This is a genomic window from Microvirga brassicacearum, assembly GCF_008757455.1.
In the GTDB taxonomy this organism is placed as follows: domain Bacteria; phylum Pseudomonadota; class Alphaproteobacteria; order Rhizobiales; family Beijerinckiaceae; genus Microvirga; species Microvirga brassicacearum.
On sequence record NZ_VCMV01000013.1, the window covers coordinates 65,649 to 82,902 of the forward strand.

The window sequence follows — 17,254 nt, forward strand, 5'->3', positions numbered from 1 at the left end:
ATGCACCTCACCCCGGATCGATCCAAGATCGTCACCGTGGCTCAAGCTTGTCTCCCGCTTTGCATCGGATCTTACGAGCATGATTCAAAGCTGGCAGCCCGATCTTTGGGTTCACGGTCACGATCATGGATCGCATGACTATCACGTCGGACGGACCCGAATCCTGTCGGATCAAGCAGGGTATCCGCTTCGCGACGGAAGTCGGGAGAATCCGGACTTCAATGTCGAGGTGGTCGTGCAGATTTGATAATGGGCAAATTGCCTCTGCGCCACTCCCACGGCGGCCCGGATGGGTGAGGCGACTGGAAAACGCCAGTGCATCTGTGCCGCCTCCTGTCCCTCGCGGCCAAACGACCACGCGAGGCGTATCGCGCCGAGGTGACACAGCAATGACGCTGTTTCATTCCGACCGTGAATCGATCAGCCCCGACCGATTCACGTAATCAATTGGACCGCTCCAGCGTATCCGCGTCACACTGCCACCATGTCCGAGGAGATGATCCAGTATCTGGTGCTTGATCGCCGCGATCCCAAGCGGAACATGGCCCGCTATTACGTCCTAGCGCTTGAACCGGATCTTTTCGGCGACACCCTGCTGGTGCGCGAGTGGGGACGTATCGGCCGGAACGGCCAGCGACGGGTCGAACGCCACGCCGATGCCGTCCGGGCCGCTGAAGCATTGAGTGTCTGGCTCGCACGGAAACGTCGACGCGGTTACGAGGCGCGGCGATAGCGATCGGGCCTCATTGCGGATCTGCTTTGATCGGGGAGAGGGCTTGATGGACGGCACCGGGCCGGTCAGGATCTCCGCTTGCTTGCAACCGGATGTTGATTGTCCGTCATCGCCAATAGAGCAGGAGCAACTCGTGACCGAGATCCGCGCCATCTGCTTTGACGCCTTTGGAACGCTCGTCGAGATCACCGACAAGCGTCGACCCTTTCAAACGCTGTTGAGAGATGAGGTCCAAGGCAAGGCGGCGACAGAAGTCCTTACGACAGCGCTCGACTTGCGCGGGCTCGTGCGGATCCTCGCCCACGGCAGCGAGGCCGATCGCCTCTCGCAACTCGAGAACGATCTGCTGGCGGAGTGCGCGTCCGTTCGCCTCCGGCCCGGGATCGACGATATTTGGCTCGCGCTACGCCAGACGGGCTTGAAAATTGGCGTCTGCTCAAATCTGGCTCTTCCCTATGGCCCGACCCTCCTGTCAAAACTCCCGGATCCACCCGACGCGGTCGTCCTTTCCTATCAGGTCGGCCTCATCAAGCCTGATCCGGCGATTTTTTGGCTGGTTTGCGACTGGCTTCACCTTCGACCTGCGCAGATTCTCTTCGTCGGTGACACCCAATCGTCCGATGTCGACGGTCCGCGATCAATCGGAATGCCGGCGATGCTCATCTCCGAGTTCGAGAATCACCTCACGGATCGGACCACGGCGTTTGGCTATCTGCCCGCCGAACTCGTCACCGCTATTCGAGATCAGGCGCGCCGTTGACGTGAGCCGTTCTGAAACTCCAGTCGCGACAAGCTGCTCGGGATTAGGCTCTCGGGCTTTTGACGGCTAAAGACTTGACGTGTCTGCACATTGAGGGGGAACGATCTTCGGCGGCTTATGATCTTTTGTGAACCCATGGTCGACTATCATGTTGGTGCTGCGGATCACCGACCGTCAAACGGGAGATGCGCCTGTTCAAGGCGAGGCGGCGCTTACGCGTGCTCCTCCCAATGCTTGGCGAGTTCGACAAGAGTCTTTACCGCCCTTTCCATGTCCGGACGGCGTTTGCATCTTGCCGAAGGCGAAACCCGGATGGATCGCCGCGCCTTTGATGGCGATCTCCACCGCATCGGCGGAGAAGGTCTCGTCCTCAATCGTGCCAGCCGTTTCGCCGTCCATCGTGGAGCGGAAGTTTGCGCCCAATTTTTTGAAGGTCGACCTTGTCGCCCCCCACATGCGATTCCTCGTCGGGAAATCGGCTGCCGCCACGATTTCGACGATTCCGGCCTTGTCGTCGCGGCCCCGGGAGCGTCGTACCGTCCGAAGTGATGATGTCGTTGCCGCTCTGGTCCTTCAGCACTGGGTTTTCGGTGACCCGAATGATTTGGCTAGTGTCGGCCGGGTAGTTGGGTGTCGCCGCCCTGATGGCACCTGACTATGGAGCGCTGCCTCTCACCGGGCAGCGCCCGAAGCCGAGCAATCCCGAGATCCTCGGGGGACTTGAATGTCAGAAAAAGATGGCCTATTTTCTGACGTATGAAAACGACGGTTCCATCAGTGCCAGACCGGATCATGAAGCGAGCCCGCGCCCACGGGCGCGGCGGCGTTTTCACGCCCAGCGATTTTCTCGATGCTGCTGGCCGGGCGGCGGTGGACCAAGCTTTGTCGCGCCTGGTCAAGGGCGGCAAGCTCCGCCGCCTGGCTCGTGGCCTTTACGACTTCCCCAAGATGCACGCAAAGCTCGGTCCGTTGTCGCCAGCTCCAGACGACGTGGCCCAAGCGCTCGCTCGTGAGACCGGATCGCAGGTGCAGATCGCCGGAGCACGGGCGGCGAATGCCCTCGGCCTTTCGACGCAGGTGCCTGCCAAGAGCACCTATCTGACCAACGGTCCCTCAAGACGCGTCGTTCTTGGAAAGCGGATCGTCGACCTGCGTCACGCCTCGCCGAAGCATCTGATCGCGCCGGGTAGTCCAGCCGGGACCGTCGTGCAGGCCTTGCGGCACCTTGGTCCTGTCCGGGCCCCGGATGTCGCTCACGTGGCTGCCCGCAGGCTGTCTGCCGGCGACAAGAAGGTGCTCGCCAACAGTGCCGTTCAAGCCCCGGCTTGGATGAGGCCAACTCTGGTGTCCATTGCTCAAGCTCCATCGAAGCTTGCCGATGGATAAGGTTGCTGTTTCACGCCGCTCCGATCGGTCAGCCCTGTTTGGCCAGACTGGAGCGGCGCTTGGCGTCGCCGACACCATCGTCGAGAAGGACTTCTGGGTTTGCTGGACGCTGAAGCGTCTCTTCGAACTACAGAAGAAGGACGCCCCGACTCTGGTGTTCAAGGGCGGCACCTCATTATCCAAGGCATTCAGTGCAATCCGCCGGTTCTCGGAGGACATCGACCTCTCCTTCGATCGCAGCGACCTCGGCTACATCGGCGATCGCGATCCGGAAAAGGAGGGGCTCAGCCGAAAAGCAGCAGACAGGCTCATCGAAGCACTCGCCGGCGACGTCGAAAAGCACATTGCGGAGATGCTGCTACCGGCCCTTCGAGACGCCATCATGGGCCATCTGGGCGAGCCGAAGAAAGCCGAATGGTCGCTGGAGATCGACCCCGGCGACCCGCAGACCGTGAACTTTCACTATCCGACCTCCCTATCGGAGGACGAATACGCCGGCATGGCTTACATCACACCACGGGTGAAACTGGAGTTCGGCGCACGCGGAGATCCATGGCCGACCGAAGAGTGCACCATTCGCCCGTACGCGGCGGACGAGTTTCCAGATTTCTTCGACAATGCCAATTGCCGCGTGACTGTTCTGTCAGCGCGGCGCACCTTCTGGGAGAAGGCCACGGCGTTGCATGCGGAGGCTCATCGGCCGGACGAAACGCGGACGCCGCAATATTTTTCGCGACATTACTACGATATCGCCATGCTCCTCGAAACGGAGGAGGGGAAGGCCGCGGCTACCGACTTCGAACTTCTCGAGCAGGTCGCCAAGCACAAATCGGTGTTCTTCCGTGCAGCTTGGGCGAACTACGACAGTGCGCGGCCCGGGACCTTGCGACTGATGCCGTCTGAGGCGAGACTGAAGGATCTTCGCGCTGATTACCGCGCCATGGCGCCGATGATGTTCGACGACACGCCTTTGGTGTTCGATGAAATCCTTGCCCGCATCCAAAAACTGCAAGACGCAATCAATGCGTCGTCATCCGCTGCGCAATAAAGCGGCGAGTTTTGGCGCACCGCACCCTCGCACGTGATCGCGCGGCGCGGGTTCAAATGCTCGCCGCCGCGGCGGCGACGCCTACCTGCTGTCTCTCGAATTCGCCAGCACGGCGCCTTCAACATTCATACCAGGCGACCTGCTTATTTCTGGACTCGAAGGCAGGCATGGCTCCAACTAACAGCCAGGACTTGGTGGCCGATTAGTGGCAGATCATGGATCGGCTCTAGCGGCAATGCGTGCCGACACATTTCAAGCGAACAACCACGGTCACACCCGCTCTCGCTGTTGCCTTCGCCGGCCTCCTAAGCCCAACCTGGGGCAGCGATTCCATCTCCAGGCGCATCAACCACCTTCGGGGGCAACCTTGGCATTTCGATTTCTCCACACCGCTGATTGGCAGATCGGCAAACCGTTCGCCAACATCGCGGGCGATTCTGGAGCTGAGCTTCGGTCGCAACGCATCAAGACCGTCGAGAGTATCGCTCAGGTCGCGATTGGGCGTGCCGTCGACGCGGTCCTGGTTGCGGGCGACGCCTTCGATAGTAATGAAGTTTCAGATCGCACGATCATGCGGACAATCGAAGCCCTTGCCTCCTATAATGGATCTTGGATCTTCCTGCCCGGCAACCATGATGCCGCTCTAGCGCATTCGGTCTGGACGAGAATGCAGGCCATGGACCTGCCCAGCAACATTATCATCGCCGATAAGCCTGAACCGATCAGCCTTTGGAACGATCGGGCAATCGTCCTCCCGGCCCCACTCCGCCGCCGCAGGGAGTCTCTTGACCAAACCGAGTGGTTCGACGGCGCTTCCTCGCCAGATGGCGCTGCCCGTATTGGGCTTGCTCACGGCAGCGTCGCCAACCGCCTGCCGGGGTCGGCGGATTCTTCCAATGAAATCCCTGAAGATCGAGCCCGACGTGCTGACCTCTCCTACCTGGCCCTTGGCGACTGGCATGGCGCCCTCAATATTGCGCCGCGGACCTGGTATTCGGGTGCCCCCGAGCCAGACCGTCATAAGGCCAACGATTCCGGATCCATTTTCGTCGTCGATATCGAATCGCACCGGGCTCCAGAACGGGTCGAGGCGCTCAACGTCGGCCGGTATTGCTGGGTCCGCATTGATGCTGAACTAGTCGACGGGACCTGCAACGGAGCCCTCCAAGCTCTCGCCCAGCTCTCGGGAGAGCATCGCTCCTGCGTTGTGTCGCTCAACCTGACGGGCGCCGTCAGTCTTGCCGAACGTCGACGGCTCGAAGCCGAACTCAGGAAATGGGAAGCAAGGCTCCATCACCTCGAGATTGATGACACCGGACTGATTGATGAACCGACTCCCGATGACCTGGACGCGCTCGACAATTCCGGATTTGTCAGGCTTGCCGTTGAACGGCTTCGCGCCAAAGCATCCGACGCCAGTGACCCGGACTCCGGGACTGCTCGGATGGCACTCCGGATGATGTATCTCGATCATTTTGCGAAGAGTGCCTGATCATGTTTCTGCGTCGCCTCGAAATCTCGAATTTCCGCAAAATCCGGCACCTTGTCATCGATGACTTGAAAGACGGGATCAACGTCCTCTCGGGGGACAATGAGGCTGGGAAATCGACCATCCTGGCCGCCTTAAGGGCGGCGCTCTTCGAGCGACACCGCGTTACCGGTGACGCCGCGACCGCCATGCTCCCATACAACCAATCGGTCCGCCCGGAGGTTAGCCTCGATTTCGACCTCAACGGCAACTTCTGGAAACTTCGGAAAGCTTTCTGCCAAAAGCAGGAGGTTGAGCTTATTGGTGCGGGCGAACGCCATACTGGCGATCCCGCCGAAGAGCGTCTTGCCCAATTGTTCGGTTTTACTCCTCCCGGTCGTGGCGGATCCAAGCCTCAGGATCATCAGGGCATCTATGGCCTACTTTGGGTCGAGCAGGGTGTCTCGCACCGCGAGCTTGGTATCGGTGCCGGTCGCGACTCGATCGCTTCCGCCTTGGAGAGTGAAGTCGGACAGGTCATTGGCGGCGAACGCGGGCGAGCCCTTTTGGTGGCAGCCGAAACCCGCAAGAATCTCTTTTGGGACAAGCGAGGCAAACCCAGAGGCGAGTTGAAGACACTCGCCGACGAAGTCGAGGCCCTAGCTGCACGAAAGGCTGACCTTGAGCTTCGCTTGGCGGCGTATGACGAGAAAATCAAGCTTCTCTTCAAAAAGCGCGAGATCCTGTCCCGGCACGACCGTGACGCTACCCTTGAGAAGGCCACCGCCTCACTCGTTGAATGTCAGCGCAACTTCACGCTGACAAAACAGCTGGAAGCGAACGCCATCGAGGCTTCCGAAAAGCGAAAGCTGTCAGAAGCGCGAGCTAGAGTCATCGCTGATCGACTGGAAACCCGCCAAAGCCTCATCAGACAGATCGAGGTTGCAACGATCGCTCTCGGGACGGTGACCACGGCGGCCAACGAGCTCAAGGCATCCTTTTCCGGCCTTGAAAACGTTGACAAGACGGCCAACGAGCGGCTCGCCCAAGCTCGTGCGGACAAATTGAAGGCCGATCAGAGCGTTGCCGAGATCGAGCAGGCCATCAATCATCGTCGCGCACACGAGGTTTTGACCCGTCTCGAGCAGCAACTCACGGATGCTGATATGGCCGACTCTCTTCGCCGCATGGCACTCGCCACGGCAGAGTCAATCAAACTTGATCAGAAGCAAATTTCCAAGCTTGAAAAGGCCGTGGCAGAATGCTCCAAGGTCGAGGCGCGTATCGAAGCGGCCAGTGTCCGAATCCTCCTGGAGCCCGCAGCAGCCGGAATGGTGTCGATCGACGGCAAAGTCTGTGATCCCAAGTCCCCCCTCCTCCTCTCGAACGACACCACTCTCGAACTTGAAGGATACGGCCGACTTGTCGTTCACCCCGGAGGTGGCATCGACAGTTTGGTGCAATCCCTTCGAGATGCTCAGCATGTTCTTCAGCGATCGCTTCAGGAGCTTGGAATTGCATCGGTTGAAGACGCCAAGGCACAGGTCCAGCGCAAAACTGAAGCTGCAAACGAGGCCGAGCTGCAGAAGAAGTTGATCGCAGCCAGCGCCGCAAAGGGCCTCGATGCTCTCCGTCAGGAAGTCGAAACCCAGCGAACGCGGGTCCAACGCCTCGCATCACATAATCTCTCGCCAGCCGATTCCACCGAAGAGGCGCTCGAACTTGCGCGGAAGTATCAGAATCTGGAAAGCAAGCAGGAAGCTGCCGCCCAGGAAGACTCAAGCCGCGCCAAAGCAGCCAGAGATGCCGCCAACATAGAACTCGCGGTGCAAACAGAGCGTGTTGCCGCGGCCACCCGAGATCTAGCAGCAAAGCGCCGCGAACTCGAGGAGGCCTGCCAAGCGGTCGCAGACGACGAGCTTCTGGCCTCGCACGGCGCCGCTTTGACCAAACTTCAGAACGCTCAAACGGTCGAGAGCCAAGCTGCGACCGCGCTTGAGCACTCAAATCCTGAGGCTGTCACCATCGCTCTCCAGATGGCAAAAGAAGCCGAAGAGACGATCCGAACCGACATCGAGGCAACCGCGAAAGAGGCAAGAGAAATTGAAATCGAGCTCAAAGCCCTCGGCCGCGACGGTCTTGGTGAGCAGCTTTCGGAGGTTCAGGGCGAGTTTACCCTCAAGCAGCGCCAGTATCACGCCATGGCGGCTGAAGCCGGTGGCTCCCGACTGCTTTACGAGACTTTGGCTCGGGCCCAGCGTGAGTCGAAGGATCGTTGGCTTGGTCCTGTCCGGGATCGCGTTCAGCCCTATCTCAAGCTCATTCAGCCCGAGTCAGACATCATTTTGAATGAGGACACGCTCGAGATCGAGCAGTTCGTCCGCGGTGGTGTCGAGGAACCTTTCAATGGGCTCAGCATCGGAGCAAGAGAGCAAGCCGCGGTGATTGCCCGATTGGCCCTGGCTGACGTCCTACGCGCCTCCGGACAGCCCTCAATCGTCATTCTAGACGATGCCCTCGTGAATACCGATGAGGAGCGCCTCAAGAGGATGCACCTCGTTCTTCGAAAGGCGGCTGCGAACCTGCAGATCCTTATTTTGACCTGCAGGGAGCGCGATTTTACCCAGCTTGGTGCCCGGGTCAGGCGTGTTTAACCGTCAAAAATGTAGTCTACGAGTCTTGACGACCACGTCATCGGCCGGGTTGCCAAAACCTGCGCTGGAGGGCTGTATTGCAGTAACTTGGTCGGGACTCCACGATTCCGCCGGCGGGTCCATCAGGCGGCAAGGCTGAACAGCGGATTGACAAAACGGATTTGGCCTGCCACTCCGGGCTCTCGCAGGACGCAACGACGGCGCCGGATCATGCACATGATCCGAACTTTTGATGGTGGCGTAGGCCGTTCGCATTCGTTGAAGGCCACGCGCCCGGGTCGGATCAAGCGCTTGAGCGCGCCATGATCCGCCTCAATATGATCCGCCTCAATGATATTGTTCAATACTTCGAGGTGCAGTGCTCGATGTCACGCGGCAGACCTTTGATGATGACCGAACCGCAGCGACCATCCGGTCCCTTGCCCTGGCCAGTGCTACCTTCAGCCGATCGTTTTTAACTCATCACCGCAGTGTCGCCGACCTCGCAGAGAAGACACTGGGGAGTGACGTCGACGTTATTGAACTCAAATGACTGGGGAGTGCTGCACGCGAACCGGAACAGGATCCCGTGCTGATTGAAGCTTGGCACCCCCCATCGCTCGTGGAGGGCCCTGGTTTCACAGCGCTACGCGACGATGCGAGGGATCGCACGCGTATACCAGACGGACGAACGTTACGTCGCCCGCATCGTTATGCTGGCGTTCTTGCCTGCAGCACTCGCGCAACAGATCTTGGACGGCACGCACCCCCGCGGACCTTCAGCCTGCATTCGTTCCTGTAGAATGATGGGCCATGTCTCGCCGCGCCATTTGCTAGAAGTGACCGCTTCCCATTTGAGGCTTGGATGAAAGTGAATTATCTGACACTTATTCTCGGGCCGAATACTCCTGGAAGGACATGCACATGGCCAGAACTCCTGCAAAGGCACCTGCGAAGAAAACGCCTGCTCGCAAGGCGGTAGCCAAAAAAACGACTGCCACAAGAGCATCCACCACAAAGGCTGCTGCCAAGAAGACCGCGACGAAGGCTGTCGCGAAGGTGCCTGCCAAAGCCAGGAAGGCGCCGAATAAAACCGCTGTCAGGAAGACGACGAAGTCCGCTGCGTCGAACTCGAGCGCCATTCTGACGCTGCGCCATATCGCCGAGACGATTTCCGATGTGCATGAATTGACCAAGCGTCAGGCCAACGAGATCATCGGCCAGGTCCTGGAGGTCATCACGAAGAGTCTGAGAAAAGGTGACAAGGTCCGCTTGAGTGGTCTTGGTATTCTCCAGGTGCGCAAGCGCCCGGCACGAATGGCACGCAACCCACGCACAGGGGAGCCCGTGAAAGTAAAGGCTTCAAAGAAAGTCGCCTTCCGCGCCGCGAAGGAACTGAAAGACTCGATTTAAACGCTGACGTGACCACAGCCCGAACTCGTCAGACCGAGGCTCGCGTTCCCCGAGCTTTATAAAGGCGTTCGCAGATTTGGATATCTCGCTGCCGGCATTAGCGGGCGAGGTTTCGTCACGCTCGATCTCGTTGAAGGGATTTCGGCGGTCGGTCCGAAAACTGACGAATGCAATGTCTCTGTTTTCCTAATTTGGTCGCGATCGATGAGCGGGCAGAGGGTTCTCCCGGGGCCGGTCTCTGTTTGAACTCTTTGCCTTGACCGGACCGGATCGGGGGAATCCATTAGCACTCTTACATCACGAGTGCTAATAGACATGGAACGTGTTTAGGCCTCCATTTTCAGAAGACAGGATTAAGCCATGATGTTCCGCCCTTTGCATGACCGTGTTGTCGTGCGTCGTCTCGATGCCGAGGACAAGACCAAAGGCGGCATCATTATCCCCGACACCGCCAAGGAGAAGCCGCAAGAGGGCGAAATTGTCGCCGTCGGCCCTGGCGCTGCTCGCGATGAGAGCGGCAAGCTCGTGGCGCTCGACGTCAAGTCCGGCGACCGCATTCTCTTCGGCAAATGGTCCGGCACCGAGGTCAAGATCGACGGTGAGGACCTCCTGATCATGAAGGAATCCGACATCATGGGCGTGATCGAGAACACTGTTTCAAAGGCGAAGGCGGCTTAAAGCCCGATCCTTCTCGTTTTATTGACCATTGGAGATTTCAAATCATGGCTGCCAAAGACGTTAGATTTTCCTCAGACGCGCGCGACAAGATGCTCCGCGGCGTCGATATCCTCGCCAACGCCGTCAAGGTCACGCTCGGTCCCAAGGGCCGCAACGTTGTCCTTGACAAGTCCTACGGCGCTCCGCGCATCACCAAGGACGGCGTGACGGTCGCCAAGGAAATCGAACTCGCCGACAAGTTCGAAAACATGGGCGCCCAGATGGTCCGCGAGGTTGCCTCAAAAGCCAGCGATGTCGCCGGCGACGGCACCACGACCGCAACCGTTCTGGCCCAGTCGATCGTGCGCGAGGGCGCCAAGGCGGTGGCTGCCGGCATGAACCCGATGGACCTCAAGCGCGGTGTCGATCTCGCGGTAGCCGAGGCCGTCAAGGACATCCAGGCGCGTGCCAAGAAGGTGGCCTCATCCGAGGAGATTGCGCAGGTCGGCACGATTTCGGCCAACGGCGATGCGTCCATCGGCGAGATGATTGCAAAAGCCATGCAGCGCGTCGGCAACGAGGGTGTCATCACCGTCGAGGAAGCCAAGACCGCCGAGACCGAACTCGATGTCGTCGAAGGCATGCAGTTCGACCGCGGCTATCTTTCGCCGTACTTCATCACCAACGCGGAGAAGATGATCGCCGAGCTTGAGGATCCGTACATCCTCATCCACGAGAAGAAGCTCTCATCGCTCCAGAGCCTGCTGCCGATCCTTGAGGCCGTCGTGCAGACCGACAAGCCGCTGCTCATCATTGCTGAGGACATCGAGGGCGAGGCTCTTGCGACCTTGGTTGTTAACAAGCTCCGTGGCGGTCTCAAGATCGCTGCCGTCAAGGCACCGGGCTTCGGCGATCGCCGCAAGGCGATGCTCGAGGACATCGCCGTCCTCACCGCCGGCCAGGTCATCTCGGAAGATCTCGGCATCAAGCTCGAGACCGTGACCCTCGACATGCTCGGCCGCGCCAAGCGCGTCCGCATCGAGAAGGAAAACACCACAATCATCGACGGCGCCGGTGCCAAGGCCGACATCGAGTCCCGCGTGGCGCAGATCAAGGCGCAGGTCGAGGACACCACCTCGGACTACGACCGTGAGAAGCTCCAGGAGCGTCTGGCCAAGCTCGCAGGCGGCGTCGCGATCATCCGCGTCGGCGGTGCGACCGAGATCGAGGTCAGGGAGAAGAAGGACCGCGTCGAGGACGCCATGCATGCCACCAAGGCGGCGGTTGAGGAAGGCATCGTTCCCGGCGGCGGCACGGCACTGCTCCGCGCCAAGGCAGCGGTGGCGAAGCTCAAGACCGGTAACGCTGACGTCCGCGCCGGCATCACCATTGTCCTGCGCGCGCTCGAGGCCCCGATCCGCCAGATCGTCGAGAACGCCGGTGTCGAAGGCTCGATCGTGGTCGGCAAAATCCTCGAGAACAAATCGGAGACGTACGGCTTCAACGCCCAGACCGAGGAGTTCGTCGACATGCTAAAAGCCGGCATTGTCGATCCGGCGAAGGTCGTCCGCTCGGCGCTTCAGGGCGCAGCCTCGGTCGCCGGCCTCCTGATCACCACCGAGGCCATGGTGGCCGAAGCTCCGAACAAGGAAGCCACTCCTGCCATGCCGAGCGGCGGCGGCGGGATGGGCGGCATGGGCTTCTGAAATTCGAAGGCGTCCAATCACACAGGACAAAGGCCCCGGAGCGATCCGGGGCCTTTGCTTGCGCAGCAAAACGATCAGATCTCCGAGATTCGGCGCGCGAGATGAGGATCCGAAGGCTGCGGCGAGCGGCTCTCATCAAACGCTGGGGCCTTCAACCAATCTCGATCGCGATTTGAATCCCTTTCACAGATAGCGCGTTACGAACGCGTGCATCAATCCAGCTTGAGCTAGCTCCTCGGGGCACCGCGAGCTGATGCTAACTTTTCGTTAACCATGCCAGTCCATCCTCGACGGCGGCTCTCCTGTTCATCCGTGCAGGCCGCTCGCATTGGGAGATGGCATGTGGATTCATACAAGACCTTCATCGCAATGATCGACGAACGGCTCGAGTCGATCGAACTCGCGGTGAGCTGGATCGCGCAGGGTGCAAGTGAGTCCGACCTGCACGACCTTCGAATTCTTCTTGTCGATGTGATGGGCCTGTTGCAACGAGACCCCGGTGTTGAGGCTGCCGTTGACGACCTCTACGCCGCCGCCAGGGCAGTCGTAAGGGACTGGCCATTGAGGCTTCAGCCGATGTTCCGCAAACAGCGTCTGCTCAAAGACGCCAGTACCCGACTTCACCGGCAGTTGCATGCGGCAGCGGGCCGGGTTGGCGCCAGAAAACGGTCTGAATTGCCGGGAATGGCGGCGATTTCGGCCGCTCAAATGGCACTGCGAGCTGCTTTGCTGCGTGGTGACGAGTCTCCTGCGCGGCTCGTCTGACAACCAACCATTATCCATGCGCTGAATTCGGTTCGCTCCACGTCAATGATCCGTTGCGCGGGTTCCATGAAAGCACGAGCCATCGACAGCTGACCATTTACGGCCCGTGAGGTCGAGTTGTTCGGCCAACGCAGAACGGAAGGTGGCAGGATTGAAGCGACGCTCGATCACGCCGAGAAGCCGCTGGCGTAGGGCAGGGCAGGGCAGGGCGGACCATTGCTGTCTCATTGAATAAATCGTAGTTGGTGGTGAACAAGGTCGGTCGCCGAAGCCGCTTCAACCGGACCCCGACGGCCGACATTGGGAGAGCCAAACGGCAGGTCGCGGTCGCGCCAAAAGTGGCCCTTTGGCCGCGCGTTCTGGAAGAACCGCAATGGGCCGACAGCGGGCTGGCAGCTTTAGGCACCGCGAGGCGAATAGCGGACCTTCAAGCCAATCGGGCTAAGGTCCCGGATTGGCAGATCACGCAGCGGAAAATCAAATACAGAAGGCTAGGTCGAATGTTTGAGGTTAAGGGTTTTGACCCCCACAACGACTACGTCATGATAAAGGTCGAACGTGCCGTAGATGGCGACAATATCCGTGCAAGACGCTGTTTCGTCTGCGGAGACCAGCCGACGACAGGGGTCGGCGAACACGTGTTCCCAAAGTGGCTTCAAACAAGGTTCGGGCTATTCGACGAGCGGCTTACGCTAATCAACGGCACTTTCATTCCCTATCGCAGTCTAACCGTTCCCTGCTGTGCTGAGTGCAACACGGGGTTCCTGTCCCGAATTGAGACCGAAGTGCAGGAAATAGTTGAACGCGGTTCTGTTGAAACCAGCGCAGACAGGCTTTCCGTGGCACGTTGGATGGCCAAGATTCTCGTCGGCATCTTGGTCAAGGAAACTGCTCTCCTGCTGGATCGAAAGGATCCAACGCTGGGCAACATCGTGACAGCCGATTTCATAAGTGAGCTCGTTCATTGTCAGCTACTGCTTCAAAGCGCTCGAAAACCCGCGCGGTTCGGCGCTCTACACGGCACGTTCCCCTTTACCCTTTATTGGTATCGTATTGACGGTCTAGAAAATGGTTTCGATCTCTCGACAGACATCGTCGGCCAGTCGATCGCGATGCGCGTAGGTAAGTTGGGACTCGCCTTCGTAAACGATGGTGGGCTGCAGATGATTCACGGCGAGAAAGGACCGTATGGCCTAGAGGGCGTGACAGTCTTGCCCCATCAGTTCGGTGAACTGGCGGCTCGCGTGCACACCAAAGCGTCGCTGCGCGATGCCACTCATTTCTATCTCAACTCGGAGACGCCAACTCATCTAACTATAGAACAGCAGGACGTCCGGCCTTTCACCAGCACCACACTAGCTGGCGGTGAGATGCAGGTGTTCCAACCTTGGGACTCATGGAAGTTCTCCGTACGCGCGGCTCAAGTTACCCGGCTCGAAGAAAGTGTGTTCATGGATACAATAACAGGACGTGAAATGACCACGCTGACGAACCTGCTTTAAGCGACGAGGTGGATGTGAATGTCACTACGGATGATAAAGCACCTCCGCAGCCCGAGAGATATCAAGACGCATTGCCTATGCTGCAGCCGGGGCACAGAGAATGAGTGTGGCCGGAAGCTGCCAGTCCGCTATAAGTTCGCATTCAGCAAATAGTTGACGTTCCGCTCTCGAAGGCAAACAGCTGTCGAGCCCGGCACAAGAATGAGCTCGCACTTCCTGAGCCCAAGCCCGCCAGGTCCTCGATTAAGACAGTCATGCTGAAGCGCGCCCGCACATATCGTCCCGGACTATTCGCCCGGCTGTTCTCCGGCGAGAACTGGAAACTGACGCCCGGTCGGCGTTCGACGGCCGGTATCTGCCTGGCGTCGGGCGGCGGCGAGACCGAGTTGGAATGCTTAGACCTCGAGTCGGTCCAAACCGCCAAGGGGGTCCTGTGGCACGCCGTTGAGATCCGCTCGAGGACCAGGATGGATCGGCTATCGGGCCTCGGCCGAAGCGCCGCAGACGAACTCGCGGCCGATCTCGTGGGGTTCGTCAACGAATATCTGGGCGAGCTGATCCGTTCCGAGACTAATCAGCTGCGTGAGATCGACGCGAGACTCGGCGCGGTCGTGACGGACAACTACCGGTATTTGGCGCATTCAGACCTCGGCAGCGCAATAGCCGGCGTGCCAGGAAAGGCGGCAACGGCCTTTTCGCACCCCATGTTCGATCCCAGGCGGATGGCGCAGACGCTCGAGGCCGCCTTGCCGGCCTCCTACTCCTTCCTAACCGATCCGAACGTGCGCCATCACTACAACGAGCGGTTCGTCGTGGCCGAGCTGGCCGCTTTTGCGGCGTTCTTCGACGACCTGGACGGCCGGTCGTTGTCCGGGCAGCAGCGCGAGGCCTGTATCCGCCTCGAGGACAGCAACCTGCTCATTGCGTCGGCGGGATCGGGCAAGTCCGCCACGATGGTGGGCAAAGTAGCGTATGTGCTCGAGAAGAAGTTGGTACGCCCTGACGAAATACTGGTCTTGGCCTTCAACAAGAACGCGGCCGACGAGCTGAGGGAGCGCATCGCCAGGCAGTTGAAGGTCGAACCCGACAAACTTCAATGTCGTGTGACGACCTTCCACGCCTTGGGCCGCGGCATAATCCAGGAGGTCGACGGGCGGCCGCCCCAGCTTGCCAACTGGGTCGAACATCCCGCCGGGGAAGCCAAGGCGATTGAGGAAATCATCGTTGAACTAGCCAGTTCCGACAGGGAGTTTATGCGGCTTTGGGTTGATCTCCTGGTCGTGCATCCCAAGGCCGATATCCCCCGGGAAACGTTCGACAGCGAGGTTGACTACCAACGATACGTCACGGAGCGGCGGACCAAGGGTAAGGCGACGATCGGCTCGCTGGCCGGAATTTACGTCAAATCGCTGCAGGAGCAGTCGATCGCCAACTGGCTCTGGTTGAACTCAGTTGCGTTCGAATACGAACGACAAGTCCAGGTGCGGGATGCGGAAGGCGCCGTCCGCCATATTCATCCTGACTTCTATTATCTGGCGACCGGTACCGTGCACGAGCATTTCGCGATCGACGCAAACGGCGCCTCACCGTTCAAGGACTATGTCGACCACGCCGAGGCAAAGCGCCGGGATTATCAGGTCGGGCAGAAAGATTTCTTCGAGACGCGATCGGCCCAGGCCGCGGACGGCACTATTTTCGATGTCATGCGCAAACAACTTGAGGGTCGTGGGATACCACTCGTCGCGAAGCAGTATAGCGAGATTGCGAAGGCGCTGGAGCCGGTGGTGGTCAAGCACTACCACCAGCTCATCGGCACGTGCATCAAGCACATCCGGGCGAACCATCTGACGCTCGACATACTGCTCGAGCGCGCGCAGTCCCTCCACGATAGGGAACGCGCCCGGATATTTTCGCGCGTCGTTTACAGGATCGCCGAGGCCTATTCCCAAAAGCTCGTGGATGCCGGACGGATCGATTTCGATTCCATGATCGCCGACGCGACGCAGCTGGTTGAGACGAAACGGTACACCAGTCCGTACTCGCTGATCCTCGTGGACGAATTCCAGGACATATCTGGACCCAGGGCTAAACTCATCAAGTCGCTGCGAGACCAGAAGCCGTTCTCCAAACTCTTCGCCGTGGGCGACGACTGGCAATCTATCTACCGTTTTGCTGGCTCGGATGTGACCCTCTTCACAAGGTTCGAGGCGAACTTCGGGACAAGTTGGCAAGGCCGGCTCGAGCAAACTTACCGCTGCAACCAGCTGATCGCGGAGACGGCGGCGGGTTTCGTTCAACGGAACCCAGAACAGCTCAGGAAGTTAGTGCGGTCGATACGGCCCGCTATTCCCAAATCGATCCGCGTCATCCCGATCGAGGGCACAAAGGAGAGGCCGGACTTCGGCGCAGCCTGCCTGCGGTTATTATCCCGGCTGGATGTGTTCCTGGGAAGCATTGCGGAGCAGTGGCGCGGCACGGGAAGGCAGAAGCTAAAAGCACTCGTTCTCTGGCGCTACAACCATCTCGATCCGTTCGCCGGCCGTATGCCGGCATTCGCGCATTTCGAGGTTTCGGCGCTTTCCTTCCACCGCTCGAAGGGCCTCGAAGCGGACTACACTATCCTGCTCGACATCAGCGAGGGCGACTATGGCGTTCCGAGCCGTGTCGAAGACGATGAGCTGCTGAACCTAGTGATACCCAATCCCGAGACCTTCGCGTACGCAGAGGAACGACGCCTGTTCTACGTCGCCTTGACCCGGGCCAGCCGCGGCGTCTTCCTGCTGGCCGACGGTGCCCGACCCTCGCGCTACATCCAAGAGCTCTGCGAGGTCGCGGGTGAGGAGATCCGCTTCGAGACCATCGACGGCCAAGCGCTACAGCAATGCCCGGCCTGCCGAGTTGGTCAGTTGGTCGAAAGGAAAACGAAGACCGGGCGCTCGTTCGTCGGCTGCAGCCAGTATCCAAACTGCAGGCACGTGGTGTTCTCCGGCAAGCAGAAGCAAATCAGATCGCGAGCGTTACGGCGACCTACAGTTCAGTAGTGCCATAGCCGCTCCCTCCAAATTTTCCCCGCGGGAAGCGGCTAACGTCCCGCCTTCGGGCGGCCCAAGGGCCGATATTGCGCCGGCAGCTGGCGCTAGACGTCAACGCGTCGGACGTCTTCATCGGCCGGGAGCGGTCGGG

12 protein-coding genes and 2 pseudogenes are annotated in these 17,254 nt (G+C 59.6%); 12 read left to right on the forward strand and 2 right to left on the reverse strand.

Annotated elements, in window-relative coordinates; translation table 11 throughout:
* Positions 1-484: 484 nt before the first annotated feature.
* Together FEZ63_RS07960 and FEZ63_RS07965 are read left to right on the forward strand one after the other, a co-directional pair.
* Positions 485-733 (forward strand): WGR domain-containing protein, encoded by a 249-nt coding sequence (locus tag FEZ63_RS07960; protein WP_150943122.1) that lies wholly within the window; start codon positions 485-487, stop codon positions 731-733.
* 133 nt (positions 734-866) lie between these two features.
* Positions 867-1,493, forward strand: coding sequence for an HAD family hydrolase (locus tag FEZ63_RS07965; protein ID WP_162419704.1), 627 nt, complete (start codon positions 867-869; stop codon positions 1,491-1,493).
* 285 nt (positions 1,494-1,778) lie between these two features.
* Here FEZ63_RS07965 and FEZ63_RS26185 read toward each other — a convergent pair.
* Positions 1,779-1,922, reverse strand: a pseudogene (locus tag FEZ63_RS26185) (peptidase T); the annotation flags it as partial.
* 48 nt (positions 1,923-1,970) lie between these two features.
* A pseudogene (locus FEZ63_RS26190) lies at positions 1,971-2,152 on the reverse strand (peptidase T); the annotation flags it as partial.
* Positions 2,153-2,285: 133 nt separating this feature from the next.
* On the opposite strand from FEZ63_RS26190, the gene FEZ63_RS07975 reads away from it, so the two are divergent.
* The 10 genes from FEZ63_RS07975 (at position 2,286) to FEZ63_RS08020 (ending at position 17,112) form a co-directional block, all read left to right on the forward strand.
* Positions 2,286-2,879: a DUF6088 family protein gene (locus tag FEZ63_RS07975; RefSeq protein ID WP_150943126.1), complete on the forward strand. Its 594-nt coding sequence runs from the start codon at positions 2,286-2,288 to the stop codon at positions 2,877-2,879.
* Positions 2,872-3,927, forward strand: a complete 1,056-nt coding sequence (locus FEZ63_RS07980; protein ID WP_150943128.1) for a nucleotidyl transferase AbiEii/AbiGii toxin family protein — start codon at positions 2,872-2,874, stop codon at positions 3,925-3,927. The genes FEZ63_RS07975 and FEZ63_RS07980 overlap by 8 nt, the downstream gene beginning before the upstream one ends.
* A 235-nt stretch (positions 3,928-4,162) precedes the next feature.
* Entirely contained in the window at positions 4,163-5,419 is a 1,257-nt protein-coding gene (locus tag FEZ63_RS07985) for a metallophosphoesterase family protein (protein WP_244622701.1), read from the forward strand.
* 2 nt (positions 5,420-5,421) lie between these two features.
* Positions 5,422-8,049: an AAA family ATPase gene (locus FEZ63_RS07990; protein WP_150943129.1), complete on the forward strand. Its 2,628-nt coding sequence runs from the start codon at positions 5,422-5,424 to the stop codon at positions 8,047-8,049.
* Between the two features lie 903 nt (positions 8,050-8,952).
* Positions 8,953-9,441 carry an HU family DNA-binding protein gene (locus FEZ63_RS07995; RefSeq protein WP_150943131.1) on the forward strand — a complete coding sequence of 163 codons (489 nt, stop codon included), beginning with the start codon at positions 8,953-8,955 and terminating at the stop codon, positions 9,439-9,441.
* 360 nt (positions 9,442-9,801) lie between these two features.
* Positions 9,802-10,119 (forward strand): co-chaperone GroES, encoded by a 318-nt coding sequence (gene groES / locus FEZ63_RS08000; protein WP_150943132.1) that lies wholly within the window; start codon positions 9,802-9,804, stop codon positions 10,117-10,119.
* 44 nt (positions 10,120-10,163) lie between these two features.
* On the forward strand, positions 10,164-11,804 hold the full coding sequence (groL, locus tag FEZ63_RS08005) for a chaperonin GroEL (protein ID WP_150943134.1): 1,641 nt from the start codon (positions 10,164-10,166) through the stop codon (positions 11,802-11,804).
* Positions 11,805-12,146: 342 nt separating this feature from the next.
* A complete protein-coding gene (locus tag FEZ63_RS08010) occupies positions 12,147-12,569 on the forward strand; it encodes a hypothetical protein (RefSeq protein ID WP_150943136.1) in 423 nt (140 codons plus the stop codon).
* 248 nt (positions 12,570-12,817) lie between these two features.
* On the forward strand, positions 12,818-14,071 hold the full coding sequence (locus tag FEZ63_RS08015) for a hypothetical protein (RefSeq protein ID WP_162419705.1): 1,254 nt from the start codon (positions 12,818-12,820) through the stop codon (positions 14,069-14,071).
* A 254-nt stretch (positions 14,072-14,325) separates the two neighbouring features.
* On the forward strand, positions 14,326-17,112 hold the full coding sequence (locus FEZ63_RS08020) for a UvrD-helicase domain-containing protein (protein ID WP_150943140.1): 2,787 nt from the start codon (positions 14,326-14,328) through the stop codon (positions 17,110-17,112).
* Positions 17,113-17,254 lie beyond the last annotated feature (142 nt).

Excerpts from the sequence above, each read along its gene's own strand:
- groL (WP_150943134.1), top strand. The coding sequence starts at position 10,164 with ATGGCTGCCAAAGACGTTAGATTTTCCTCAGACGCGCGCGACAAGATG.
- FEZ63_RS07975 (WP_150943126.1), top strand. The coding sequence starts at position 2,286 with ATGAAGCGAGCCCGCGCCCACGGGCGCGGCGGCGTTTTCACGCCCAGC.
- FEZ63_RS07995 (WP_150943131.1), top strand. The coding sequence starts at position 8,953 with ATGGCCAGAACTCCTGCAAAGGCACCTGCGAAGAAAACGCCTGCTCGC.
- FEZ63_RS08020 (WP_150943140.1), top strand. The coding sequence starts at position 14,326 with ATGCTGAAGCGCGCCCGCACATATCGTCCCGGACTATTCGCCCGGCTG.
- FEZ63_RS07980 (WP_150943128.1), top strand. The coding sequence starts at position 2,872 with ATGGATAAGGTTGCTGTTTCACGCCGCTCCGATCGGTCAGCCCTGTTT.
- FEZ63_RS07985 (WP_244622701.1), top strand. The coding sequence starts at position 4,163 with ATGCGTGCCGACACATTTCAAGCGAACAACCACGGTCACACCCGCTCT.
- FEZ63_RS07960 (WP_150943122.1), top strand. The coding sequence starts at position 485 with ATGTCCGAGGAGATGATCCAGTATCTGGTGCTTGATCGCCGCGATCCC.
- groES (WP_150943132.1), top strand. The coding sequence starts at position 9,802 with ATGATGTTCCGCCCTTTGCATGACCGTGTTGTCGTGCGTCGTCTCGAT.
- FEZ63_RS07990 (WP_150943129.1), top strand. The coding sequence starts at position 5,422 with ATGTTTCTGCGTCGCCTCGAAATCTCGAATTTCCGCAAAATCCGGCAC.